General features: G+C 43.4%; 21 protein-coding genes. 14 read left to right on the plus strand and 7 right to left on the minus strand.

Annotated features, from left to right (window positions below; translation table 11 throughout):
• The first annotated feature begins 17 nt into the window (after positions 1 to 17).
• The 8 genes from DRB05_RS12285 to DRB05_RS12320 all read left to right on the plus strand — a co-directional run bounded on the left by DRB05_RS12285 (position 18) and on the right by DRB05_RS12320 (position 8,835).
• Positions 18 to 2,156: a peptidase domain-containing ABC transporter gene (locus DRB05_RS12285; RefSeq protein WP_128727200.1), complete on the plus strand. Its 2,139-nt coding sequence runs from the start codon at positions 18 to 20 to the stop codon at positions 2,154 to 2,156.
• A 155-nt stretch (positions 2,157 to 2,311) separates the two neighbouring features.
• Complete coding sequence (locus DRB05_RS12290) at positions 2,312 to 3,502, plus strand: hypothetical protein (RefSeq protein WP_128727201.1); 1,191 nt, start codon at positions 2,312 to 2,314, stop codon at positions 3,500 to 3,502.
• Position 3,503: 1 nt separating this feature from the next.
• On the plus strand, positions 3,504 to 4,571 hold the full coding sequence (locus DRB05_RS12295; protein ID WP_128727202.1) for a histidine kinase: 1,068 nt from the start codon (positions 3,504 to 3,506) through the stop codon (positions 4,569 to 4,571).
• The gene (locus DRB05_RS12300) at positions 4,540 to 5,328 is read left to right on the plus strand and encodes a LytTR family DNA-binding domain-containing protein (protein WP_128727203.1); all 789 of its coding nucleotides are present in this window, start codon (positions 4,540 to 4,542) and stop codon (positions 5,326 to 5,328) included. The genes DRB05_RS12295 and DRB05_RS12300 overlap by 32 nt, the downstream gene beginning before the upstream one ends.
• 239 nt (positions 5,329 to 5,567) lie before the next feature.
• Positions 5,568 to 6,152 (plus strand): hypothetical protein, encoded by a 585-nt coding sequence (locus tag DRB05_RS12305; RefSeq protein WP_128727204.1) that lies wholly within the window; start codon positions 5,568 to 5,570, stop codon positions 6,150 to 6,152.
• Positions 6,153 to 6,168: 16 nt separating this feature from the next.
• Positions 6,169 to 6,864, plus strand: a complete 696-nt coding sequence (locus tag DRB05_RS12310) for an ABC transporter ATP-binding protein (protein WP_128727205.1) — start codon at positions 6,169 to 6,171, stop codon at positions 6,862 to 6,864.
• A complete protein-coding gene (locus tag DRB05_RS12315; RefSeq protein ID WP_128727206.1) occupies positions 6,864 to 8,081 on the plus strand; it encodes an FtsX-like permease family protein in 1,218 nt (405 codons plus the stop codon). The genes DRB05_RS12310 and DRB05_RS12315 overlap by 1 nt, the downstream gene beginning before the upstream one ends.
• On the plus strand, positions 8,074 to 8,835 hold the full coding sequence (locus tag DRB05_RS12320) for an outer membrane lipoprotein-sorting protein (RefSeq protein ID WP_128727207.1): 762 nt from the start codon (positions 8,074 to 8,076) through the stop codon (positions 8,833 to 8,835). The genes DRB05_RS12315 and DRB05_RS12320 overlap by 8 nt, the downstream gene beginning before the upstream one ends.
• A gap of 206 nt (positions 8,836 to 9,041) precedes the next feature.
• Here the strand turns inward: DRB05_RS12320 and DRB05_RS12325 are convergent, their stop codons facing one another.
• Complete coding sequence (locus DRB05_RS12325; protein WP_128727208.1) at positions 9,042 to 9,239, minus strand: hypothetical protein; 198 nt, start codon at positions 9,237 to 9,239, stop codon at positions 9,042 to 9,044.
• Between the two features lie 283 nt (positions 9,240 to 9,522).
• Between DRB05_RS12325 and DRB05_RS12330 the strand changes: the two genes are divergently transcribed.
• The 3 genes from DRB05_RS12330 to DRB05_RS12340 all read left to right on the plus strand — a co-directional run bounded on the left by DRB05_RS12330 (position 9,523) and on the right by DRB05_RS12340 (position 14,526).
• Complete coding sequence (locus DRB05_RS12330; RefSeq protein ID WP_128727209.1) at positions 9,523 to 10,728, plus strand: lanthionine synthetase C family protein; 1,206 nt, start codon at positions 9,523 to 9,525, stop codon at positions 10,726 to 10,728.
• Positions 10,729 to 10,736: 8 nt separating this feature from the next.
• Complete coding sequence (locus tag DRB05_RS12335) at positions 10,737 to 13,865, plus strand: lantibiotic dehydratase (RefSeq protein WP_128727210.1); 3,129 nt, start codon at positions 10,737 to 10,739, stop codon at positions 13,863 to 13,865.
• Between the two features lie 145 nt (positions 13,866 to 14,010).
• A complete protein-coding gene (locus tag DRB05_RS12340; RefSeq protein WP_128727211.1) occupies positions 14,011 to 14,526 on the plus strand; it encodes a hypothetical protein in 516 nt (171 codons plus the stop codon).
• A 49-nt stretch (positions 14,527 to 14,575) separates the two neighbouring features.
• On the opposite strand, the gene DRB05_RS22745 is transcribed toward DRB05_RS12340, so the two are convergent.
• The 6 genes from DRB05_RS22745 to DRB05_RS12365 form a co-directional block, all read right to left on the minus strand.
• Positions 14,576 to 14,749 (minus strand): hypothetical protein, encoded by a 174-nt coding sequence (locus DRB05_RS22745; RefSeq protein WP_162847788.1) that lies wholly within the window; start codon positions 14,747 to 14,749, stop codon positions 14,576 to 14,578.
• Positions 14,750 to 14,975: 226 nt separating this feature from the next.
• Positions 14,976 to 17,522, minus strand: coding sequence for a family 20 glycosylhydrolase (locus DRB05_RS12345; protein ID WP_128727212.1), 2,547 nt, complete (start codon positions 17,520 to 17,522; stop codon positions 14,976 to 14,978).
• The gene (locus DRB05_RS12350; protein WP_128727213.1) at positions 17,512 to 18,387 is read right to left on the minus strand and encodes an ROK family protein; all 876 of its coding nucleotides are present in this window, start codon (positions 18,385 to 18,387) and stop codon (positions 17,512 to 17,514) included. The genes DRB05_RS12345 and DRB05_RS12350 overlap by 11 nt, the downstream gene beginning before the upstream one ends.
• A 6-nt stretch (positions 18,388 to 18,393) precedes the next feature.
• The gene (locus DRB05_RS12355; RefSeq protein ID WP_128727214.1) at positions 18,394 to 19,659 is read right to left on the minus strand and encodes an MFS transporter; all 1,266 of its coding nucleotides are present in this window, start codon (positions 19,657 to 19,659) and stop codon (positions 18,394 to 18,396) included.
• 106 nt (positions 19,660 to 19,765) lie between these two features.
• Positions 19,766 to 21,253: a tryptophan halogenase family protein gene (locus tag DRB05_RS12360; RefSeq protein ID WP_128727215.1), complete on the minus strand. Its 1,488-nt coding sequence runs from the start codon at positions 21,251 to 21,253 to the stop codon at positions 19,766 to 19,768.
• Between the two features lie 40 nt (positions 21,254 to 21,293).
• Complete coding sequence (locus tag DRB05_RS12365; protein ID WP_128727216.1) at positions 21,294 to 23,948, minus strand: TonB-dependent receptor; 2,655 nt, start codon at positions 23,946 to 23,948, stop codon at positions 21,294 to 21,296.
• A 285-nt stretch (positions 23,949 to 24,233) separates the two neighbouring features.
• Here DRB05_RS12365 and DRB05_RS12370 point away from each other — a divergent pair, with 285 nt between their 5' ends.
• The 3 genes from DRB05_RS12370 to thpR all read left to right on the plus strand — a co-directional run bounded on the left by DRB05_RS12370 (position 24,234) and on the right by thpR (position 26,542).
• Positions 24,234 to 25,100, plus strand: coding sequence for an AraC family transcriptional regulator (locus DRB05_RS12370; protein ID WP_128727217.1), 867 nt, complete (start codon positions 24,234 to 24,236; stop codon positions 25,098 to 25,100).
• Positions 25,101 to 25,271: 171 nt separating this feature from the next.
• Positions 25,272 to 25,994, plus strand: coding sequence for a helix-turn-helix domain-containing protein (locus DRB05_RS12375; RefSeq protein ID WP_128727218.1), 723 nt, complete (start codon positions 25,272 to 25,274; stop codon positions 25,992 to 25,994).
• A gap of 29 nt (positions 25,995 to 26,023) precedes the next feature.
• Complete coding sequence (gene thpR / locus DRB05_RS12380; RefSeq protein ID WP_128727219.1) at positions 26,024 to 26,542, plus strand: RNA 2',3'-cyclic phosphodiesterase; 519 nt, start codon at positions 26,024 to 26,026, stop codon at positions 26,540 to 26,542.
• Positions 26,543 to 26,545: the final 3 nt, after the last annotated feature.

Raw genomic sequence — 26,545 nt, forward strand, 5'->3', positions numbered from 1 at the left:
GAAGTAAAAGGGTTGATATGGAAATGGAACACGAAGGCGCAGCCAATAAGTTAGAGTTTTGGTCGCGGAAATCTTTACCAGTGATCATTCAATCAGAGGCAGCTGAGTGTGGTCTTGCAAGCCTTGCCATGGTTGCGGGATATCATGGTTACCATACTGACTTAACACGCTTAAGACAGCGTTTTAGTATTTCAATTGAAGGTTGTACGCTACTCGACATAATGCACTTTGCTGAAAAGCTGCACTTAACCTCAAGACCGCTGCGAATTGAACTTGAGGATTTAGATGCGCTGCAAACACCGGCAATTTTGCATTGGGACATGAATCATTTTGTGGTGCTTAAAAAGGCCAACGAAAAGCGCATAGTGATCCACGACCCAGCTGGTGGCGAAAAGACCTTTACTATGGAAGAAGCTTCTAAGCACTTTACTGGAGTGGCGCTTGAGTTAACGCCAACCAAAGAGTTTGAGAAGAAAGAGCGAAAGGCCAGTTTGAAGTTCTCCGATTTTTGGAGTCGTATTACTGGCTTAAAACGTTCATTGCTACTTATTTTTATGCTTTCCATTTTGCTACAAGTATTTACGCTTGCAGCGCCTTATTATATCCAACTCGTTATAGATGATGTCATACTTACAGGGGATACCTCATTATTAACCGTGCTTGCAGTTGGTTTCTTTTTAGTCCTATTGTTTGAAATTGCCACCAATGCACTGCGAGGCTTCACCTTGCTGCATTTTGGTAATCAGATGAATATCCAATTAGGTGCAAATTTATTTCATCACTTAGTGCGTTTACCCATCGCTTATTTTGAAAAGCGCCACATGGGAGATGTTGTTTCTCGCTTCAGTTCGCTACAACAGGTAAAGCAGCTCCTTACAACTGGTGTCATTGAAGCGATTATTGATGGCTTAATGGCGATTATCACCTTGGCGATGATCTTTTTTTACAGCCCCATGCTATCGGCTGTCGTGTTGGTAGCCGTTATCGCTTACGCTATTATTCGTATCGCTATGTATAAGCCATTTCGCAATATCAGTGAGCAGGAAATTATGGCTCGCGCAGAAGAAAACTCTAACTTTATGGAAACAGTGCGCGGGATCCAAACGATTAAATTATTCGGCTCTGAGGTAAAGCGGGAAGGACAATGGCAAAATCGCTATGCTAGCGCAATTAACCACAATATCCGCTTGGGCAATTTTAAAATCGGCTATGATGCGATTAACCGCGCGTTATTCGGTATCGAGAATATTATTGTGGTTTATTTGGCGGCACATTTGGTAATTGCTGGTGGATTTAGTACCGGTATGCTATTTGCTTTTATGTCGTATAAGCGTCAGTTTATGGATAAGACTGCAAACCTAATAGAAAAGCTGATTGAATTTAAGATGCTTGGTTTGCACTTTGACCGTATCGCCGATATCGCTTTGACAGATAAAGAAGAGTTGCAACCAGATCAATACCGCAAGCTGAATATTGAAGGCAAGATTGAGGTGAAAAACATCTCTTTTGCATACTCAGATGCGACCCCTAATGTCATAGACAAGCTTAACTTGACAATCAATGCGGGTGAATCCGTTGCAATTACTGGGCCCTCTGGTTGTGGTAAGTCGACGTTGCTCAAACTAATGTTAGGTCTGAATAAGCCCTCTAGTGGAGATATATTTGTGGATGGTGTGCCGCTTAGCCAAATTGGGGCGAGACAATACCGTCAGCAAATCGCCGCGGTAATGCAAGACGATGAGTTATTATCAGGTACAGTGGCTGATAATATCGCCTTTTTTGATACTCCGATTAATATGGAAAAAGTGGTGCACTGTGCCCAGCTTGCAGCCATTCATGACGATATTAGCGAAATGCCTATGGGCTATGATAGTTTGATTGGGGACATGGGCTCGAGCTTATCTGGGGGCCAGAAGCAGCGGATCATCTTGGCACGTGCCCTGTATAAAGACCCTAAGATTCTGTTTATGGATGAAGCGACAAGCCACCTTGATACTGGTTTGGAAGAGGATATCAATGAAGCCGTATCACGGTTGAAAATTACCCGCGTGATCATTGCACACCGTAAAGAAACCATCGCCTCGGCAGATCGGGAAATTAAGCTCAAAAAGCCAGAAAAAATAGACGCGGAAATGGAAACGTCTGCGTCTGAATAGGCTGTGGGAGCAAGCTGGTCCCAAGCTTGCTCCCGTTTAGTGTTCTTAAACCGTTTATCACGCTAATTCACCATTTATCTTAACATTCTTCTTTTTATCGTTTGGCCCCCAATTGGTGGTAGCAAGTCGTATGCTACTCACATTTGGAGGGCATAATGCAAAAACTAATCAACTACTATTTACTATCAGCCATTCTCACTTTGTTAAGTTACTCAGCAAATGCGACCGTGGAGTTTGATACTGCTTGGCGCATGAACGTACAAGAGCTCAATGCCAGTAACAGCCGAATCTTTGATGAAAAAGACACGACGTTCTGGTTTACTGCTCTCGATGTTAGTACTGAGTTTAATGGGATTAGAGTTGCGGCCACTGCAAACTGGATGACAATGGCTGGAGTGTCTGAACTCGATGTAGACGTTTCGGAGGCTTATTACGATTTGATGTTGGGCGATTGGTTTGCGTCAGTCGGCAAGAAAAAACTGGATTGGGATGTTGGTTATGGTTTTCGACCTCTCGATATGTTTTCTCCTACCGATTCCCTTGCGGTCTATACCGCAGTGCCGCCTGGCACTTGGATGGCGGTGGGAGACTATTTCACCGAAACAGGTAGTGTCAGCCTATTGTGTAACGAAACTGTCCCTGATTATTTAGAAAAAGGGGCGAAAGTGGCAGCAAGCTTTGGCTGTGGTGGTCGTTATTATCGATACTTTGAAAATTTTGAAGCTCAGGCCGTTGCGCACTATGACGAGAAATTAGGCGCAAGAGTAGGCGGTAGTGCTGTTACTGTTATCGGTGATAGCATGGAAATTCATGGCTCATTACTTTGGCAGCAAAGGCACAGGATGCCAGTTTTTGACCCCCACACTTTGCAATCAGACAGCTTTCTTCCTTCAGTTCAAACGCAATGGCGGCGTGGTAGTCTTCAAGCCTTAATGGGTATCAATTACAGTTTGCATTTTGGGGTGACGTTAATTGCTGAGTATTGGTACGATGGCCGAGCACCGAGTAATGGGCAGTGGCGCAACTTGATTGCGGCTGCAGATGGTAATATAGAAAGTCATCAATTACGGGTAATGCGCGGGCATTTTGCAACCCAAAATTTGTTTAGGAATAATCTGATGCTGCACCTGAGAACTACCTCATCGACAGTGTGGCAGCCTGCGTTGACTTGGGTTGTAAACCCTAATGATAACAGTATGTTGATTGATGGGAAGCTATGCTACAGTGGCTTTAAACATAACTCACTGTGTGGCGGTATTCGGCAGTATGCCGGTGATAATGAAGCTATCTATAAGCAGCTTAGCTTTGGCAGGACATGGTACTTTTCTACGGAACTAAAATTTTAATATGAGTCAGACTGAAGGGGCACCGATTAGTGGTAACCATTGGAAAAAAAATGTTCGATTGGCATTGATATGTACACTCATCGGGTTTGCGATTTACGCCATAGGCTGGGCTAAATATCCGATAATTTCGGTGCTAATATCGCTCGGGATTGGTTTTACCATTCGATTATCACGAATTTGGCTGGCGACAAATTACCCTAACATGAAGTTGGCTACACAATATTCGGTCGCATTGGTTTTATCATTTTTAGTTTGGGGTGTAACACCTATCCTTTTAAATGTAATAAAGAACTCAGGTGGTTATGTCGATGACTTACAGCAGTACTTAGGGGTGTTTGTTGTTGGTGGTTTTTTCATGATTGTGGTTAGCTTTATTTATTACCGCAATGAGCAAACCGCACAATTAAGACGCGCTCTTTATCAGTTCGAGCTAGACCAAGTGCAAAAAGATAAGTTATTACTAGAAACCCAGCTGAGGCTACTTCAATCTCAGATTGAGCCGCATTTTCTTTTTAACACACTGGCGAATATCCAAGCGTTAATTACGATTGACGCGAAACAAGCGAGTAAAATGCTGTCAGCATTAACTGCTTTGTTGAGACATAGCCTAGACCGGACACATACACAGTGGCTGACACTTGGTCATGAACTCAGATTTAATCAGGCTTACTTGGACATACAAAAAATTAGACTAGGCGAACGTCTGCATATTGAGTACGATGTCACCGATAAAGTCACAGATGATATTTTGTTTCCGCCAATGTTGCTGCAACCGATCATAGAAAATGCGGTAACTCATGGTATTGAGCAGATTAAATCCGGTGGTATGCTGAAGCTAATAATACAGCGCACTGAGCAGAATGTGATTATTGTTGTGTCGAACGATTGTAATATCGGGGGCAGTAAACGAAAGGGCACGAATGTCGGCCTGAAAAACGTGCAACAGCGAATGGAACAGCTTTATGGGGATCAAGCTAAGCTGGTTTATGACGATAGCCAAGTGGGACAGGTTCGCGTAACTTTGGAGGTACCCATTAATGTCTCAACGGATAAAAGCGGTAATCGCTGACGATGAGCCTATTTTAAGAGCACATTTAAAAATGATGCTGGAAGCCGTCTGGCCAGAGCTGGATATTGTTGGTCAAGCTGCGGATGGTGAAGAAGCATTAATGCTCGTTGAGGCTTTTTCACCTCAAGTTGTGTTTTTGGACATTAGCATGCCTGGCATAGATGGGTTAGAAGTATCGCGGCAACTGTGTGAACACGCACAGCCGCCTTATGTTGTTTTTATCACGGCTTATGATGCGCATGCAGTGGTGGCTTTTGAGAATCAAGCGATTGATTATCTATTAAAGCCCATCGAAGAATCTCGTTTAGAGCGAACTGTTGAACGTCTGCAAAAGCTAGTACTCCAACAATCTCCCGACTTAAACCAAAAAGCTCAACTCAGTGAGATGCTTGAAGAATTGATCGGAACCACTCAGGCAGCCGCAACAAGCAGCCACCTGAAATGGATCAAGGCTAGCAAAAATAATGAGCTTCACGTCGTTAACACCTCAGATATTGAGTATTTCATTGCTGATAATAAATACACTGAAGTGCATACTGCGACAGATACTTATTTGATAAAAACAGCAGTTACAGCACTGGAAAGTGAGTTAGATCCAGAAGTGTTTTGGCGTATCCATCGTAATTGCATCGTCAAAGTTGAAAAAATTCAACGTGTTACTAAAGATGAGCTTGGTCATGTTTACATAGACTTAAAAGATAGCAGTGATAGATTGGCGGTAAGTCGAAAATATCAATCGCTATTTAAGCAGATGTAATATCCTTTCAGATGCTAAAAGTGTGATCTTTAGCATCTCATATCTATATATTCCGCGAATTGAATCATGGATAACGGCGGATCCGATCTTAGATTATTTCAATTTTTTAAACTGCACTTCACTTTATCTTTAATATTTACCATTTATCCCACCTAAGCGCAGGTTATCACCTTATTTACTGTTATCGGTTTTCTTTTCTTATGATGTTCATATCAACAGAAAAACACAGGGTAATAGTGATGACAAACCAATTAATCATAGCAAGTGCAATAACAGCAATGGGCTTCTTAAGCTTAAACGTCGAAGCCTCAAATGCTATTCCTGAGCAGGTAATCGAAGCCTACCAAGCGGGGCTACAAGGCTCGCAAGAACAAAATCAACTCGCTTTTAATGCACTGAAAGAAATTAACGAAAAAGCACCAAATCCAGTTGCTCTGGCGATGTTAGGTAGCACAGAGACGACACAAGCTCGTTATACCAATAAACCATGGCAAAAAATGCAATACGCAGAAAAAGGGATTGCGAAGTTGTCTAGAGCAATCAAGCAGGCTAAGTCTTTACCTTATTCATTGCGAGCACGAGTTAATGTAACTGCCGGTTGTACTTTTGCTCAGGTTCCAAAAATGATGAATCGCGCAGAGCATGGAAGTTACTTGCTGAACAAAGTAATCAGTGAAAGTGAGCAGTTTAAACAGTTAGAGCCTGCTTTACAGGTTAGTGCGTACCGTTGTGCGGCAGCAGCTGCTGAAAAATTAGATGATGCTGAGCAAGCAAAATCGATGGTGGAGCTGGCACAAAAGCTCCAGTTAGTTAGTACTAAATAACCACAAGGATGCTTCTATGCTTCGTTTTGAAAATATTCGAAAATCTTATACGACAGGTGACGTAACTGTCGATGCACTTAAGGGGGTTGCTGCGCATATTCATGCTGGTGAAACCGTTTCTCTGTGCGGGCCATCGGGTAGTGGCAAATCAACGTTACTCAATATATGTGGATTACTTGATGAGCGGTATCAAGGAGAGATTTGGATTAATGATCGGCCAATTCCAAAGCAGAAAAGCGCATTGACCCAAATTCGAAGAGAAAAACTGGGGTTCATATTTCAACGCTACAACTTAATTCCTGTGATGTCGGTGTTTGAGAACATCGAATATCCGTTGTTAATGTTAAACCTTAATAAACAGCAAAGAATGGATAGAGTTGTCGAAATTGTTCATAAAGTTGGCTTGAAAGATCATATATCTAAACGTCCTGACCAGCTTTCTGGTGGTCAACAACAACGTGTCGCGATAGCTCGAGCATTAGTAAAGAAACCTGAATTAGTTATCGCAGATGAGCCCACAGCAAACTTGGATACACCCACAGCGAACATGGTGATGGATCTAATGCGTGATCTAGGTAATGACATGGGTACAACATTTATTATTGCTACTCATGATCACCGGATGACGGATCGCTGCCATCGAGTATTAAATCTTGCTGACGGGCACATCACAGAACAGTTACAACAAGCAGATAACAGGAGAGCAGGATAATGCGTTGGGTTGTATTTGCATTTTTTAACGTACTGAGAAACGGACGACGTTCACTGTTCACAATTTTGGTTGCCGCGGTAGCGGTGGCGTCTATTTTAACGACTAGTGGATTTGCACTGTTTACCTACCAATCTTTAGCTGAGAAAGCAGCAAGAGATGAAGGTAACTTTATAATTACCCATAAAAAACAGCTAGAGCAAGAAGAAGATATGCCGTTGCAGTACGGTTTGGCAGATACTGAACTGCTAAAAAATCAATTATTAGAAGATGAAAGGGTAAAGAGCGTTTTACCTCGAATCAACTTTAATGGACTCGTTTCAAATGGTGAAAAAAGTTCTATTTTCATTGGGTTAGGAGTTGAGCCAGAAGAGTTTATGGTGAAAGGGCCGTTCTTAACAATGCTATCTGGTCAGGCATTATCGGATTTTAGTGACTCTGAAGCCGAGTCACAAATTGTGCTAGGTAAGGACTTAGCTCGGAGTTTAAAAGTGGCTGTTGGTGATTATGTGACGCTAATGTCGACGACCACGGATGGTGCGCTAAATGCCTTAGATTTTGAAGTTCGAGGGATTTATACAACAGGTGTGCCGGACTTAGATAAGCGCCAGCTATACATTAAACTGAGTGACGCCCAATCTTTACTCTACACTGATAAGGTTAGCTCGCTTTCTGTCTACTTATTTGACTTGAATAATACTCAAAGCGCGGTCGCGCAATACGAGCCAAGAGTTCCGGCTTTGGCCTTTGTCCCTTGGTGGGAAAGAGCATTTTACTATCAATCAGTTAAAGATTTATATAACCGTATCTTTGGCCTATTGGGTGGAATAATGGTGTTACTGGTGTTCTTTTCTATCTCAAACACAATGGCGATGACGGTGACTGAGCGCACTAGGGAAATCGGGACGGTAGCAGCAATGGGATCTTATCAATGGGAAATCATCAGGAACTTCATTCTTGAGTCCAGCATCATTGGTTTCTTGGGCGCAACAATTGGCATTGCTATCTCGGCCCTCGTTGCTTGGGGTCTCGTTTATTTGGGGTTAGAAATGCCACCACCTCCAGGCAGTAATCAAGGGTATCCACTTACTATTACGTTTTCATGGGAAATTGCGTTGAGTGTAATGTTAATAATGATTTTAGTTTGTGTATTAGCGGCATTTAAGGCGGCATACAAAGGTAGCACGAAGCCAATAACGGAGGCATTAAGCCATGTTTAATAAACTGACCAAAACTTTACTAACTTTAGCAATATTAGCGGTTGCCTCATCTAGTGTTTATGCTTCACAGCTTATCAAAATAGATGCACAAACCGTGTTATCAAAAGTCGATGCATTTAGAAATGAGTCAGCTTCAGTGAAGGTATCAGCCACAGTGAAAGCTTTTGATGACGACATTCTTAAGCATACAAAACAATATGATGTGTATTCATCGTCATCAAAACGCGCTCTAGTGATTTTTAAATCTGACTCTGAAAAGGGTCAAAAGGTACTGATGAAAGGAAGCGATTACTGGATGTTTATGCCCAAAAGTCGTCGTCCAATTCGAATTACTCCGATGCAAAAGCTGCTTGGTGAAGCATCGTTAGGTGACATTGCAACTTTGAGTTGGAGTGAAGAGTATCAAGTTAAAAGTGTTGCTCAAGTTAAGGGGGTTATTCAACTTGAATTAAAAGCTAATTCAACCAAATTAAGTTATCAGCGTATCCTACTGGAAATTGATCAAAAAGATTATTTCCCAAAAAAAGCTGAGCTTTATTTGCGCTCAGGTAAACATGCAAAAACGGCATTTTTTGAACGCGGGAACCGCGATGACAAAGTCAAAGTGGTAGCAATGACTTTACAAGACAAAGTGCAAAAAGGACAAAAAACCGTAATTGCTTATGACGCAGTGCAACAGATTGAAGTGCCGGATAAATTATTTAATCCACAGATACTGATCCGTAGTGATTTAGACCAGTTACTTACCGAGTAAGAGCAGGATGTGGAGCCGCCATTAATGAAAAACAAATTGATATATGGCAGACCACTGTCAGCCTATTTCGAAGTGATAATTCCTTAATGCGTTTTAGGTTAAAGGTAATGATTGCTTAAATCGCTTGGAGTGTGGACCTATAACTACTATCCAGCATAGTTTAAATGTAAAGCGAGTAGAGAGCTCCTCCACTCGCTCAATATTGGTTATGGCATTTGGCATGTATGCTCATAGCATGAGCGTGCTTTACCAGTCCAACATTCAATATAAGTGCAACGGTTACTACCTGCTGGTGAAAGTGCTTGCATATCACCACCTACTACTTGTGGGGTCATTTCAACAGGTACTGACTTTCCGTCATTTGAAAGCGCTTTAATGTTCTTTTTGTTTAGCTGTAATTTCATGTGTTTTTCCTTACCAAAATTAAATAGTTAAAAAGTTCCCTTTGTAAATATCCTTTTCCGGACGCTCAGAAAAATAGAGCGGTCAAAAACTAACCTAGTTCCTGTTATAGGTTTTGTCAATATTTATGATAAATGTTTTTTTTGTGTTTTATATTTGTTTTTGTTTGTGTGCAATTATGTGGTTTTATAGTTAAAGCCAACGTTTGAATTTATTTACACAAAAGGGTAACTTAGCTACAGCGAAGACAAAAATTAAGACGATAGAGTTTTAACAAGGAAAAGTATGCTTAGCTCACTAAATATAGAAAAAAAACAACAAATACAGTCGATAGTCTCAAGCTTGGTTAAGCGAGTTGAATCAGATCTCGATGCGGTTATAACTAATGGTTTACTCAGTGGTTTAGCTGGACATTTATTATTTTTATATCGCGCTTCAAATTACGATGATAGCTGGGTTGACGAAGAAAAATTTCATCAAGCATTAGAAAAATTACAAAACGAGCTAGCGGAGCAAACACCTGAATTAAGCTCCGGGCTGGCGGGTCAAGCTTGGGTGTTGGAGTATTTAAACCAATACAATGATGAAGACTACGACCCTGAACTATTAGATGAAATAGATAGCTTTTTTACCTCTGCACTCGACTTTTCTCCGTGGACTGGAGAGATAGAAATGGTGCTGGGACTTGCAGGCTATTCACCCTATATTGCTCGCCGAGCTAGAAAAACCAAGCAAAGCACGCTATTTAATAGGCTTGTAACTGGATATGAGTCAGTTGCTATTACGATTGATGAAAAACAAATAGCTTGGTCTCAGCCAAAACAGTCGGTTTATCGTTTTGATAAAGAAAACCTTGAACAACATGAGTTTAATCTTGGATTGGCACATGGTGTACCTGGTATTATTGCGGCATTGATCCCTGCACTTTACGATGATGAAGTAAAAGAGCGGGCGCAAAAGCTCGTGGTTTCTGGTTGTGATTGGCTGCTTGAACAACAGAGTCATGCAACTGATAAAAAGGCTTGCTTTGGATCTTGCGCTGGAGATGATTCTCACTCCCGACTGGGTTGGTGTTATGGCGACCTTACAATCGCATTAACACTTGCCAGGGTAGGGCACGCGCTAGATAAACCAAGTTACGTCGACCGAGCATTAGAAATAGCCCTTTTCAACGTTGATAGAGATGAGCATCAAGGACATATTAATGACGCGGGGCTGTGTCACGGCTTCTTCGGGCTCGTCACTATTTATCAGCTACTAAATCAGGTTATGCCACACCCTAAACTTGAGCAAGCTGCGTTACGCTGGCTTGATTACGGTTTGCAGAAATACCAACAAAGTGGCATCGCTGCTCTGTACTCTTACAATGGTCTTGATAAAGCCCACCAAGAAGACTTTAGTTTCTTGATGGGCTTCGCTGGTATTGGTCTTGCGCTAATTGGTGTGCTAGATGATGACCTCGATTGGACCGACTGCTTATTGATGAGTTAAGGAATACTATGTCAGCAAAAATAATAACAGACTCTTTTTTTGTTTTAAGAGCGCCAAAGCTGCCAGTTGAAACTCTGTTCAACCAGCAAGATACGAATGTCATGCTGAGTACATGGCTTGCAACACCGGGTGTTATTGAAGCGCTTTATGTCGCTAGCCCGTCTTTACTCGAACGCTTGGATCAGTGGCGTGAAAAACCCCATTCTAAGCAAGGAAAAAAAGTCGCGTTGGCACTACTACGATATCTCATTCGAATGTCTTCTCGCGCTACGCCATTTGGTTTGTTCTCTGGCATTCATATGGGGAAAATAGGAGCTGATACTCGACTTGTGAGCGAGAGTGCAGAGCATGATTCCCGTAAAACACGCTTAGATATGTTTTTATTATCGGCGATCCGCTCACATCTTGCTGAAACTGAAGCGAAGTCAGATAAACTGACATATATGCCAAATCCATCCCACTACTTTATTGCAGATCAATGTCGCTATATTGAAACTTATCTCTCGGATGACACCATGCAATATCGTCTTAGCGCCGTGGATAGCGATGAGTATTTCACGACGATGCTGAACTTAGCAAAGCAAGGGCTGAGTCATTCTCAATTAATAGAGCAGTTCTGTAAGCATTACAGTGAAGCTGAGTATGATGAGGTGAGTGGATATCTGGAAGAATTGATCAATGAGGGCATTTTGGTCCCCGATATTCCTTTACCACTGACGGGAGAGAGTCCTGATGTGGCGTTAATTAAGTCGCTGAAGACATTTGCACCACCAGAGATTTCGGCGAAGTTGGAGCGGGCGGTTAATGATCTTGCTGTGATGGATAAAGCAGGAAGTGCCACACCTGAGCAATATCAAAGTATTTTTACTCATCTGTCTGAGCTTCCGGTTAAAGTGCAGGAAAACAAACTCTTTCAATCAGATACTTACCGCGCTTTTTCTGCCTGTGAGCTTTCGCAACAGGAACTCTTAAGAGTCAACAAACAACTGCAAATCGTGGCGAGCTTAAGCCAGCGAAGCAAGCATAATCCATTGGAAAGCTTCATTAACAAATTTAATACCCGGTTTGAAGGTCAGTTTGTACCACTAGATATGATCTTGGATGATGAATCTGGGATTAGTGTTTCCACCGAAACGGGTTATGACGCCCCCTTAGTTGGTGGGTTGCAATTAGGTAATGCTGGTGGAGGACAAACAAATACACCTGAATATAGCGAGCTTGATTACATTATAGATCAAGCGGTTTCTCTCCCGAGTAACTTGGGTAAAAGCAGTATAGTACTTAAGAGTAATGAGCTTAAACAGAGAATTAAAAGTAAGGTCGAGCTTAATTTTCCGCGCTCGATGGCTGTGATGCTGAGTTTATTTGAGGATGATAAAGCTAATCCAATCATGAAGTTTAATGGTTGTTATGGACCATCTGCGGCGAACTTGTTGGGGCGTTTTTGTCATCTAGATGACGCTTTAAAAGATTCGGTGATTCAACATTTAGAGCAAGAGCATAATCATAGTGAGCATGTTATTTTTGCTGAGATCGTGCATATGCCTGAAGGACGGCCGGGAAATGTCATTGCGAGACCTCATTTACGTCAGTATGAAATTGTATTTATGGCTGACAGCGCACTAGATCCTGAGTACCAGATCCCGCTCAGCGATCTCTACGTGTGGGTGGAGAATAGACAAGTAAAACTCTGGAGCAAGCGTTTGGATAAACGCGTTATTCCACGCCTATCTAGTGCACACAATTTTTCAGCAAGGAGTTTGAGCGCCTATAAGTTCCTTTGTATGTTGCAGCACCAAGAAGTTGAAACGCCAAGGTTTTCATTGCCTGCCAGTCTGAATAACGCGGCCTATGTACCCCGTATTATGCTGGATAATCTCATCTTAAATGAGAGGACTTGGCGTGTAGAGCGCAAAGAACTGGAAGCCTTGCTGGTTAATCAAAGTGTAGATCAGGATAAATTGAGCCAGCTTAAAGAAAAATACTTGTTGGACGAGTGGGTAAGTTTTGCGGCGGGAGATAATATTCTCACGCTGAATTTAAGCCAAAGTGCGATGTTAGAAATTCTACTGATGGAAACTAAAGGCCGAAATACCGTCGAACTTACTGAAGTACTGACATCTCAACTTACTTCACGAGTAACCGATCAACAGGGCATGCACTATGCCAATGAAATCATTGTGCCTCTACTTAATGAAAGCGCTGCGCCGCTGAGTCATTTTAATGAAAAACCATTAGAGAATATTACCGCGCAACCGATAGCGAGGCGTTTTAGTGCGGGCTCTGAGTGGCTAAGCTTAAAAATATACTCAGGTAACACTATCGTAGAACAGCTGCTCTACGAACAATTACTGCCGTTAATTGAACAAAACAGCACTTTATACGATAAATGGTTTTTTATTCGCTATGGTGATCCTGATTGGCACTTACGCTTGCGTTTCCATGGAGAACCACAGGTGCTTTGTGGTGAGTTACTGCCAAAACTCAATCAATTACTAGCCCCAATGATAGAAAGCACTCAATTACATAAAGTTGAACTCATGACTTATGAGCGAGAAGTCGAACGTTATGGCGGTCCAAAGTCAATGACGTTGGTAGAAAGCTTGTTTATGTTTGACAGTGTACTTATCGCTAAAAGCTGTCAGCTGGTAGAAGAGTTTGGCGAAGATATTCGTTGGCGCGTTGCATTGGCTTGTACTGATAGACTGTTAACGCTGTTTAGTTATGATGCTGAACAAAAGCTCGAGTTGATTTCTTCATTGCGCGCCGGATTTGGTAAAGAATTTAATGAAAGTAGTGTGTTGAGAAAGCAGTTGGGTAATCGCTATCGTGATCACCAAGCACAACTTGATGATGACTTTGCAAAGCTCAACGTGTCGAGTGTGACCCAGTGTGACGAAGCTCAACAGGCTATTTTAGCCTTGCTAGAAACGTGGCAGAAACAGGCTGAGCCAGTGGTGAAAGACATTTTGAGCTTAGATCATGAGGGTGCATTAAATTTGAGCATACAATCCCTGCTTAGCTCGCTTCTGCACATGCATAATAACCGCATGTTTAAAGCTTATGGCCGAGAACAAGAGCTTGTTATTCATGATATGTTGAGACGAAAGTACTTTTCGGAGTCTAAAGTTTCTTAAAGGACGACCCTGTAACAGGTTGGCGCACTGCACTAGCCAACCTGTTTATTTTTAGTAAATGGCTTCCTTTGTATAATCAATTACGCAAATACCCTCATCATCACTTATACTTTGTGCGCGTCAGTTGACAGGAACTCACAGTATAATGAACAAACTTATCCTTACCACTTTGCTTATTGTTAACACTTATGCTTGGGCTAATCAGCCCTTAAACGAAGAGCTTGAGGTCTTTTCGCCTTATCTTGGCACTTGGGAGTCTCGTTTTGAAGTGCCTAAAGGGCAGCCAGCAATGCGAGATGTTAGTCATTGGGAGCGTGCTCTAAACGGTACCGCTATTCGTACGTTACACTCAATCAATGACGGGGTGTATGGAGGGGAGTCATTAATTTTCTGGGATAAAAGTAAAGAGAGTTTAGTTTTTTACTATTTTACGACTGCAGGGTTTTACACCCAAGGTACGATGAAAGCCCAGAGCCAAAGTGAGTTTGTGGCTTACGAAGAGGTCGTCAATAACAAAGATGGCATTACAAAGGTGAAATCAACCAGTAAGTTTGAGGATGGTCAATTTACGGTGTCGACGCAATACTTTAAAAACGGTGAGTGGACTCAACCAGAGTCGCGCATTTATACGAAAAGCGACAAAAAAGTTAAATTTAAGTAAGCCTTAAAGTGCCTCCAATGAGGCACTGAACCGTGTTATTTACTCTCGATTAGTAAACATCAGGGCAAGTATGACGACCACATGTATTGGCAACACAATGCGTCAGTCTGTCTTGGCTGAATCGAAAACCACCACCTGCAACCTGTGGGGTCATTACTGCTGGTACAGTTTGTTTATCAGCTGATAGGGCTTTGATTTTCTTTTTATTTAACGATAATTTCATTTCAGTATTCCTTCTAAATCATAGGCTCATTTTGAGCTCATTATATTGTGTTTATGTCGTCTTTTTAATTCTAATAGAACAAAAAAGTAACACAGCAACCAAGCTAAAACATATTTGTTACTTTTTCAACATTTTGCTATTAATTACATTTTATCAACGCCTTTTGGTGCTTGATAAAGGTGCCAAGAACTAAGTAGGGCTTAGCATCACATATCGATCTAATTCGTTATTTATTCTCTAAACTCAAAGCTCGCCCTTTGCGACCTGAGCTTGGGTGCACTGCTCTAAGCGCCTGTACTTGATTAAGTGAGGCATTGAAGGGCACCCAGTTTCCGTTTTCAAGTTGTGCTTCGATAACAAAACCTGGAATGGCGGTAAAAGCGTCGAGCTTTGCTCCAGATTGCTGTTTTGCAGCGACGACAGGGATGCGAAATTCAATTCCGGCTTGTGCTAATTTAGGTAGTTCTTGATAGCCTAAAATAGCCACGAATCTTTGCCAATCAGCTTCTCGCTGCGCTTTTAACTTAGCAGTAAAATATCCACTAGATTGGCTGTATATTCGGCCAGCTTGGTAGGGTAATTCCCACTCGGCATGGTGCCATGCACGCTCTGCAAGGGCTAATAGCCGTGGATAAAGCATGTATTCGGCTTGTGCATCACTGCGCAGCATTTCACTCCATAAGTGTCCTTGGAGCCCGGCAAACTTAACCCCTTTGTTTAGTGATGAGTCGCTGTCGTTGGCTATGTAGGCGTGGTGATTGGTATTTTTCCAGAATTCAGCATGTGCAGGAAGGTTGTCTGGCATAAATTCAAACATCTTCTTACTTTCAATAGCGCGGCTTGCCCAGTGATTACCACGCTCTTCTGGGTGAGATTGATATGGAAAGTCAAAGTAGGTTACATCAGGGCTAGACAAGACAACCTGCCAGCCCTGATTGGCGAAGCGATGCGCGACCGCGTGCCCGTTTTCGCTTAATGTCGCCCAAGCATTGCTCTGTACGTTTGCTGGCATATTTGCAGCACGTACATCACCTAAACCGTCGCTCCACCCTGCAACCTGTATTCCTTTTTTATCTAGTAACTTTGCGATCCGTTCAATGAAGTAACCGTTAAAGTTGGTAAAATCTTTCACGCTTGAGCGCAATTTTTTACAAGCCGGTGACTCTAGCCAAGCACCTGCGGTTTCATCGGCACCTATATGGTATGTATTGAGTGGTACACCCGCACGGTCATGCAGCACTTTTACTTCGCTTAATACTTTGTCGATAAAAGTATAAGTGTTTGAAATACAGACGTTTAGCGTGTTGTCGTTGTAATGTTGAATGGAGCTGTAACGCGTTTTATCAGCAGCTTCGACTAATCGATACTGCTGTGCATTCTCTGGTTTGCCTTGTGCCATCAACTTTTTATATCGCGCCTCCATGGCGATGATTGCAGCGCGTGAGTGACCAGGCATATCTAATGAGGGTAACACCTCAATATGATGCGCCTTGGCATAGCGCAGGATCTCAATATAATCCTCAGCAGAGTAAAAGCCATTCACTTGCGCGTTTTTATCATTTCCTGCGCCTAATTGCGGCAATAGGCAGCGAGTTTCGGTCAAATCAAAACAGCGATAAGCGCCGACAGAGGTGAGTTCATCAAGACCGTCGATGGCTAAGCGCCAGCCTTCATCATCCGCTAAATGAAGGTGCAGTTTATTTAGCTTATACGCCGCCATCTGTTCAATGGTTTGTAAAATAAAGGCTTTGGAGCGGAAGTTGCGGGCAACATCGACGTGTAAACCACGAAAGTCATACCTTGGTGTATCAATAATATCCACCATGGGAATACTTAAATCATTAATATCCAACAGTCCCGCAAGGCTTTGTAGCGCATAAAATGCAGCAGCGCTGTTATTGGCTTGGATTGAGATATTATTTTCGGCGACCGTCAGTTGATAATGTGGGCTTGATTGCTGATTTGGCTTTACAGCGACATTAACTACAAGTCCGTCCTTGGTGCTTTTTACCCCGAGAGTATTGAGTCGCTGTTGTGCCATGGCGATAGCATCTGCTGAAACGCCTGAAAGTTGCAGATTAATACCGGCCGCTAGATTGAGTCGTTTATCGGACAGCACTGTCAGTTGTTTAGGTTTTGGTATCAGCCCAATTGCAGCATCAAGCGTTGGCTTCACTTGATGTTGATATAAGTATTCACTGCCCATCCACGGCGTGTCATCTTTACTGCTGGTTTGCAGCTGATTGAGCGTATCAAATGGCACCAGATAAGGTTGTAGCTCAAGTCCTGTGTCGTTATCGCGCTGGGTTTGCGTGCTTTTGATCACTTGTGGGGTGAGCTTAAGCTGCGCGTCCGTTACAACATAATTTGGCATAAATTCCGAGCGCGTAACCTGAGAATCCTTGGTATAAAAGCGCACTGTAGTGGGGACGCTTGAAAACCCGCTAAACCCCGCCGCAGGCGTGATTTTGTGAATATCACCATTGATATGGGTGATGGCAAAGTTATCGCCCTCAACATGGTAAATCGGCATCAGTTGGCTAAAAAAGATAGCAAAGTCATTATTTGCCTTGGTATTTTCTTTAGCTACGCTAAAACTCAGCGCCGAGTAATAACACTTTTGTTGTGCCTTGGGGCAGGTGCTTGGCTTGCTATCAAGTAAGGTGTACTTTACATCAAGATTTTGGCCTAACCAGTTTACTGCGGTTTGGTCGAGCGCATAAAGGGGTGACGACACCCCAAAAAGTAGGGCCATAAGCCTATTAAACTTCATTGGCTAGTTCCTTGTAATCATAGTTAATTTTATTGTGTTGAAACAATCCGTATACCCCTAAAAGTGGCGCGTGATTTAAGGTGCTTGGAATGACACGAACGGATTGATATAAAGCATTGCCAAGCAACTGCTGCATCTTGGCTTCAAGTGCAGCGTTAAAATAGTCATATGAATGCGTCACGGAGCCGCCAAGTACAATGACATCTGGATTCAGCACCATGACTACTTGCGCGAGTGCATGACCAACGTGACTGCCAAAAGTCTCAAATTGTTGTAGTGCAAATGGGTCGCCACTACGTGCTTGCTCGGCCAACCACCTCCCTTCAACTCCTTGTCGCCCAAAGAACTGTCCTGAAGCATAATCTTCAATAATTCCATCAAGATAGCTTAAGTTGCCCAGCTCTCCAGCAGCACTATGGTTACCCGTATATAAACTACCGTTAAGCACAATACCGGCACCAATGCCTGTGCCAAGGCATACGCCAATTAGGTTGTTGGCATGGTGCTCACCATATAAGTATTCACCAAATGCAAAGCAGTTTGCGTCATTATGGACGACAACTGGCAATGAAAAGCGCTGTTCTAACAATCCCTTCAGAGGCACATTTTGCCAATTTGGAATATTTTGTGTTGTCAGCACCGTGCCGCTGTATACATCCAGTGTGCTTGGTACGCCAATCGCAATACCGGTTGTTTCGGCCGTTAGGTTTTCTTCGATTAAACGAATAACAAAGGCATTAACTTGGTTCAAGTTGGCCTGACTAGGCACCGCATATTGGCGTACCTGCTCGACCTGAGTGTGTGCAACCGAAGCCACAAGCGCTTTGGTGCCACCCAAGTCAATACATAACAAAGAGTGATTCATCGTAATTTAACTATTTTCATTTAGAGGTTGAGACAGCGTCTTTCGGCTATTGCCAAAAGTCTTATTTTTAATCAAAGGATTAGCCCATACACCAACACTCAGAATATAGCTAAGTGGCAGTAGGAGTAGCAGGGCAGCAAGCTGTAAGTTGTTACTCAATTCAGCCGCAAAACCTATGATGGGAGACATAAATGCACCGCCAATGATCCCGGTACATAAAATCCCCGTGATTGCGCCATGGCCGGTTTTGAATGAATTTAATGCCAGAGCAAAGATGACCGACCACATAATGGAGAGAAAGAATCCCACAACTGGAAAAGCAATAAGCGCCACGGTAGTGTTACCGAATAACGCACTTAACAGTGCGATAGCGGCGCCAGAGCTGAATAAAATCAAAAGCTTTTGTGCATCAATGAGTTTAAGTAGTGCCAGCCCAAGTAAACAACCTAAGGTTAGGCATAACCAGAATTCGCTCACCACTTTTGCGCCTTCGGTGGTTGGATCTAGGCCATGATACTGCTGCAAAAAGACGGAAATCAGGTTAGCTACACCTTGTTCTAGCGCGACATAAGCGGCGATGGCGGCAAAAAATTTCAGTACGGTTTTATCTTTAAAAAAGCCGATACTTTGTGACCAGCTCAGCTGCTGCTGTTTCTGCTCGGGTACCGCGCTAAATGGTGTAAATTGCGACAGCAATAGCATCACGACGCTCAGGGTAGCGAATACCGCATAGATACTTAGCCAAGTTTTATCTGCTGGGATAACACCAGACAGCGCTCCGCCAAATCCCTCTGCGGTGGTGACTTGAGACTGTAGTTTGCTATACATCAGAGGCGCGAGTGTCGCGGCAGCACCAAACATCAACTGCGCAAAAACTGAAAGTACGGCAAAGTGTTCTGAACCACCGCTAGCGCGTAATAGTGGATTGATAGCCACTTGCAGCAATGCCATGGCACTGCCGAGCATAAACAACGCAACCATGGCAATGGCAAACGTTGGCATTAGCACAAAGGTCGTTGCGCCAATTGCAGCAAGGGTAAATGCGAGCTGCATAACAGTTTTTTCTCCAAAACGTTGAACTAGTAGTCCCGCTGGAATAGACATCACACCGTAAGCGATAAAAAAGGCGAACGGGAAGAACCCCGCAAGCGTTAGACCTATGCTGTAACTTTCAATTAATGCTGGAAAAATCGCGCCTAAAATATTGGTGATAAAGGACACCGTAAAAAAGGTTGCCAATACTAAGGCAATCACCAGGTAGCTTTTTTTCATGTTGTATTTCCACCTTCATTAGAGAGCGGGTGATGGCGTGGCGATCTCGCTTGTGGGCAGACAAACAAAAAGATCAAGGGGAATCTCTCCACCACCCGCAATTGGGTTATGCACGGAATGCTTGTGCTCGCTGTAATTGTTCCAGTGCAGTTGTATGGGCAGTAAAATGCTCATCACTAAGCTTTGTAAGGTAGGCCTTAGCCGCCTGTTCAATATGCTGTGGCGCTTGATCAAAGGGCATTTGGCAGGTGCTATCGCGATGATCCATGCCGCCAAGTAAGCAATACCAACTGGGACGAATATAGGGAGAGTGCTTCTTGTGTTGGTTGAGCCAAGCATCAAAATCAGCACCGCTACGCCAGTGTGTGAGCAGCTCATCAAGCTCGTTTAAGCTCAATGCTGCGACTTTCGCATCTTGCCAATACGGTGAATCTGCGCGATTGCTGGTGGCGTAATGTGCCAGTACATACTCTTTAATACCGAGCACCAGTTCTGACAGTTGTTGATTGATGGCTTGTGCCTCAAGCTGTTGCGAAAGCAGCCTACTCAATAACTCAATGCTATAACCTGTGACCATCAGCGCGGTGGCTTCGAGTGGTTCAATAAAGCTCTGCGCGAGGCCAATAGCAAACACATTGCCTTCAACACTGCGTGCCATCATGCCCACTTTCATGGTGAGATGTTTGGCTTGTCCTTTATCGAGTTGCGCGGCTTGACGCAGTTGAGCCTCAGCCTCTTCGGGGGTGGTATGAGCGCTGCTGTATACGTAACCATGTCCGGTTCTGCCTTGTAGCGGGATCTGCCAGCGCCAGCCGCACGGCATCGCGATAGCAGAAGTGCTTGAAGGTAGCGGGTTTGTTTTAGCGCCAGCAATCGCGACCGCTGAATCATTGAGTAACTGATCGGCGAAGGAAATAAAGGGTACTTCGAGCGTTTTCTCTATCAGTAGGGCGTTAAACCCTGAGGCATCGACGTAAAAATCGCTTTTCACCTGCTCACCCGACTCAAGTGTCAGTGCCATAATTTCCCGTGCATGATGCTGTACGCTACTCACCGTACTTTGAATATGTTTTACGCCTCGCGCTAGGCTAAATGCTCTTAACCAATCTGCGAGTTTTTGCGCATCAAAGTGATAGCCGTACTCAAGCGCCCTTGGTAATGGGCGCTGTGGCAGTGGTGCTTGTTGCTTGCCGGCCAGTACTGCCGCTAAAAAGTAATGTTCGGGCTTATCTATATATTCGTTACCACGACGTCTGGCGTTGGCGTTGACAAAGTAGACTTCCGCTGTTTTGGCATCCATTTCAGAGAAGAAAGGATGGAAGTAGCTACCATTGTCGCCATTCCAGTTATCAAAGTAGATCCCGGTTTTATAGCTTGCTTGGCATGCGGGCATCCAATCGCGTTCTTTCACACCAAGACTTTGCATAAAAAGCTGCAAATGCGGCGTTGAGCCCTCGCCAACGCCAATTCTGCCAATCTTTGATGACTCAATCACCGTAATTGATAAATTGGGTTGATGCTTTGCAAGGTAGGCTGCGCACATCCAACCGGCTGTACCACCACCAAGGATGGTGAGTGACTGTATTGTTTTCATAGGCACATGACCCCAGTCGCAAGGGACTGGGGCTCCGAGGTTAGAACTTATAGCTGACGCCAAGGTAATAGCGCGTACCAAATTCGATGGTGTTTTGCGTTAAGTTATATTTGGTGTCGTAAGATTGAATAACCTCATTGGTCAGGTTAACACCCTCTAAGCTGACATCCAGATTTTCCATCGCATGCCACACCAAAGATGCATCCCATTGTTGGTAGCTGTCGTTGCGTACGGCTTGTGCTGCACCTAGGCCAACCCACTCACTACGCCAGTTGTAGGCAAGACGTGCACTAAATTGCTCGTTTTCGAAAAATAGTGAGCCGTTAAATGAGTTTTCAGATACACCTGGCACCATTTCTTTTGCATTATCTGGTGTGGTGGTTTCACTATCCACGTAGGTGTAGTTAGTAATAAAGCCAAAGCCATTATCAAAGCTATGTTGAAGCTGCAGTTCTATCCCTGTTACGTCACCGTCTCCGTTACTACGTGGGCGTGTGACTCGGCATTGATCATATTTAGAAGGGTCGGTACCGCATCCGTCTACATATTCGATCGCTTCGGTAGAAAAGACAACGTTGTCAATTTTCTTCACAAAAATGGCTGCTGAGAACAAGGAAGCTTCGGTAAAGTAATATTCGACGCCAATATCCGCTTGGTCTGCTTCATATGGTTTAAGATTCGGGTTACCACCGGTGGCAGAACCAAAGTTGGCATCAATCGCTAGACCTGGCTTTAAGTCGTTGTAGTTAACTCGAGACATCACGCTAGAGGCGGCCGCACGGATGATAATATCGTCGCTGTAGTCATAAGCGAAGTTGATGCTCGGTAGCCAGTTGTCGTAGTCAACCGTTTCATCGAATACCGTGTTATCGACATAACCGGTGGACTGTTGCTCTGTATCCACATAACGCAAGCCGATATTACCGCGGAAGTTTTCACCACTGAAGTCACTTTGCACATAAATAGCGAGCATATCTTCTTCAACATTGTAAGTCTTACCAAGATCTTGTTGCTCGATTAATTCACCCGCCTCATATTTGCCAGTGATAAAATCCCACCATTTGTCTTCATCGATCTTGGCGTATGAGTTAAGGATATGTCCGCCCGTTTGCGAATGAAGATTGGTAAAAATACCATCACTCCAATTAGCTAAGCTGTTACCATCAGGAACAAAACCAATTACATCTGCTGGATTTCTTTGGAGTGCGATACGTGAAAATTCGTTTTTGTTTACTTTCACACCCGCTTTGATGTTCTTGAAGTAATCGTGTTCTAACATCCACTTGATATCGGCTTGTGCATAACTTACTTCATGCTCTTGAACTGTCGTTTGGAAGTTTGATTCATGAGCAAATTTGAGCTGGGAGGCATCGGTCGGATCTAACGAGTCAAACCAAATTTGATAAGGGCCTGTGGCATCATAAGTAAAGCCACCATCGGTACTATTTTGACCATTAGGGAAAGCTGGATCGCCAATTTTGTCTCCTTCATCGGTTGCTGGGATCCACCAACTTGAGGAGCCAAACTGCGTACCACCATCAGATGTAGATCGACCAATAACACCGCTTACCTCGAAAGTATCGCCGACGTATTTACCACTGAAGTTTAAGACATCGACTTCCATATTTACGGCGTTACGAATAGTAGGGTTGTAGATAATTGATGCGTAAGCAGGTAATACTCTGGCACGCTGAGCGCCGCCTGCATCATTGGTTGCCACATCAGTCGTCCCTGCGCCACGACCAGTAACGGTAAGAAAGTTATGGTTAACATGTGGGTTGTCGAATTCAAAGTTGAAATAATCTACCGCAAATTCGATGTTATCACTTGGCGCAAATTGTGCGGTGAGCTGTGCGCTGGTGCGCTCTCGCTCAGCTCTAAATGCTTGTGAACCAATGGCCCATGCAGAAATATGATCGACTTGATTGGTATCAGGGTTAGCTTCAAACTGCTTAGTATATGAACCGATGGATTCTATTACATGGCGACCAGACGTTAACCGCTCAAGTGAGTAAGCGGCCAAAACACCAAACTTTTCATCGTCACTCTTCCAACTACCTAAAAACGATCCGCTTAAATCATTTTCATCATACAAGGTAGAGCGGCCCATCTCTGCCGACACCATGTAAGTGTGTGCATCTAGGTCCAGTGGTTTACGCGTGACGAGGTTTACCGTGCCACCCAGCGCACCTTCTTCAATGTTTGCTTCAGGTGTTTTGTAGACGTTAACTGCCGAAACTTGCTCTGCAGACAGCAACTCCATGTTAAAAGTACGTGTGGATGGCCCCAAATCATACCAGTCGGTACTGGCAACGGATTGGCCATTTAACAAAATGCGCGACTGCTCTGGTGCTGTACCACGAATAGTAACGCCGCTGACTTCGCCATATTGGCGGTCTACCGTGACCCCTGAAATACGTTGTAGCGCATCACCAATGTTTTTGTCGGGAAACTTACCAATATCTTCCGAGGTGATAGCATCAACAATACCGTCTGCAAAGCGCTTGGTATTCATTGAAGCTTCAAGCGAGCGGCGAATGCCTCTTACTTCAATCACTTCGACTTTTTCTGTTGCGCTTTGTTCTTCGGCTAATGCTGATGGTGCAGCGGTGAGTAATAGGGGTGAGAAGGTACTTGCTGTCACGATGGCGGCAAGTTTATTCAATTTAAATTGCTTCAACTTAGTTGTTTTCATTGTTCTGCCCATTGTTCCTATTTGTTGTTGGCAGAAGCTAGGGTATCGTCTTGAGTGTTTTTTAAGCGGTATATTTCTATCTACTAGTGATACTTTTCACGCTTAAATGAGCGTAATTTGACAAAAATACTTCACTGTACTCTAGGCAATCGCTATATTTCGATAGATTAGTATTGTTGAATGATTGAATTTGCATGATGTGCAATTAGGTGTAATGAACGGTGGTTATAAAAATTTATAACATACCGATTTTAAATAAGTTTATTAATGTAAAAGGAAATTGCTATGCGCGCGATGTACGAGAAAGTTCTGCCATCCCCTGGATGCTCATGGCGTTATTGTCTGTATCAATTGCCCGAAATTCCCTTTAATTGGCACTATCATCCGGAATATGAGATTTGTTTGACGCTCAACAGTGTCGGTGTATGTCATGTGGGTGATCATATTGCCCCTTACGAAGACTTGGATTTGGTTATCCTAGGGCCTGACTTACCACATACTTGGCAGTCAAAACCGAATCCCGATCACTCCGCTCATGTTGTCCATGTTGCACAAATACCTGCGCACTGGTTGGAGTCTTTAGTGGCTCAGCACCCTGAATTACAAGGCTTATCTGAATTGTTAAATGCTGCGCGCCGTGGCGTCAAATTTCCTGTGGAAGTCGCAAGACAAGCGAAAAAGTGGTTCGAGCAAATCGCGGATGCCGAGCCGTTAATGCGCTTTGTGCTTTTGCTCGAAATGCTAACGCGGATGACGACATCGAACTATCAACATTTAGCCAGTAGCGGCTTTCGCTTTGACGCCCGCCATGATCCTGCGAAAGACAAGTTCGACCGGGTCATTGCCTATATCTATGACAATTACACCGACAAATTAAGCGCCGATGAGCTTGCACAGCAAGTGCACATGAGCACCAATCACTTTCATCGTTTCTTTAAAAAGCGCACGGAGCGTACTGTGACGGAATTTATCAATCAGCTGCGTATTGCCAAGGCCTGTAAACTATTAATTAGCTCAGCTTCTCCCATTAGTGTGATATCGGATCAATGTGGTTTTAATAATATTTCTAACTTTAATCGTCGTTTTCAAGCGTTGAAGGCGTGCACGCCTAGTGAGTTTCGCGCACGGCTGCACCAAAAGGCATTGTATTGATCTGAACGTGGGCTTGTTTATTATACGTTTTAATCAAAACTCCAATTCAAACCATGAATATTTCGTAATGCTATGATATTCATGCTTATTCCTGAATATTCAACTTGGTATTTATCAAGGAATTGCCAAGAATGTGCCGGGTCACAACAACAATAAACGAGGATGACCGTGATGACACTAGGACACTTTATAAAACAGATCCGGACACAAAAAGGCTTGAGCCAACCCCAGTTAGCGGAGCAAATGTGTGTTGAGCAAAGCTATTTATCTAAACTAGAAAACGACAAGTCTGTGCCTTCTAACGAGGTATTTAGAAAGTTACTAACGGCGCTGAATTTATCTTTAGACGAGTGTATGCAAACCCTTTCAACACAAGGAAAGCGTGAAGAACTAAGTCAAATACCAGACATCGAATATTGGTATAAGCAACACCAACAATCAAAACAAAAGCAATATAAGCAACTTGCGGTATTAGCTATTTTGCTAGTGTCTCTTGGTGTCGGGTTATTTTGGAGTGGCTACAAACAGATATTTTTTAGTGAAAAACTGTTTGAGTATGAATCTCAGGGTGTATTGCAAGCTGGCGAGCCCGTTGAGTTATACAACAAATGGCACGCATATCTCGTTCCTCATAGTAAGAATGGTGACCGTGAGTTTTTTGAGCAAGTTCAGCTTGCCATGGCGAAACGTTTAGACAAAAAAACGGTATTTTTCTCAGACTATAAAGGGGGCGCTTATACCGAATCGTTAACCGATGGTAGAAGGCACTATCGTTTTCAAGGCCCTAAATTTAGTGAGCGTGTAGAAAACGCCTGGTTGCAATTTGTTGGCTTATTATGCTTCTCTGCTGGGGTTATGCTAACTTTAGTAGGGAAACGGTTAGTTAAGCCTTAGTTTATTAAGCCTTAAGGTAAAGGTGTAAGATGCAAAAGCGATTATTTTTTGGTATTGGCATGGATGACGACACTCGAGCACATATCGGTCAGTGGCTGGTGGATAGCGTGAGTGCCAGTAAAGCCAATACACAACCAAGTAATTGGCATCTTACACTGGCGTTTCTTGCCATGGTGGAGGAATCAAAAGTTGCTGAGCTTTGTGATTTTGCCAGTAGTTTATCTGTGCCTAAATTTGCACTCACCTTTAGTGACTATGGCTACTGGCAACACAATGGCATTTTTTACTTTAAGCCCGAACAAAAACCACAAGCTTTGCTTGATCTCGCCAATCCATTACGGGCTTTTGGAGAAAAATGCGACCTCTATCATAACCCGCATCCGTTCTCTCCACATATCACGCTATTTAGAAATTGTAAGCCAGAGCCGACTGTGGCAAAGCCAATAGAGCCCTTTTCGCTGACGGTAAAAAAATTTCACCTCTATCACTCTCACCGCAATGAGCATGGCTTGATTTACGACCCTATTGAGTCCTTTTTTCTGAACTGACCT

The organism is Pseudoalteromonas sp. A757, assembly GCF_004103285.1.
In the GTDB taxonomy this organism is placed as follows: domain Bacteria; phylum Pseudomonadota; class Gammaproteobacteria; order Enterobacterales; family Alteromonadaceae; genus Pseudoalteromonas; species Pseudoalteromonas galatheae.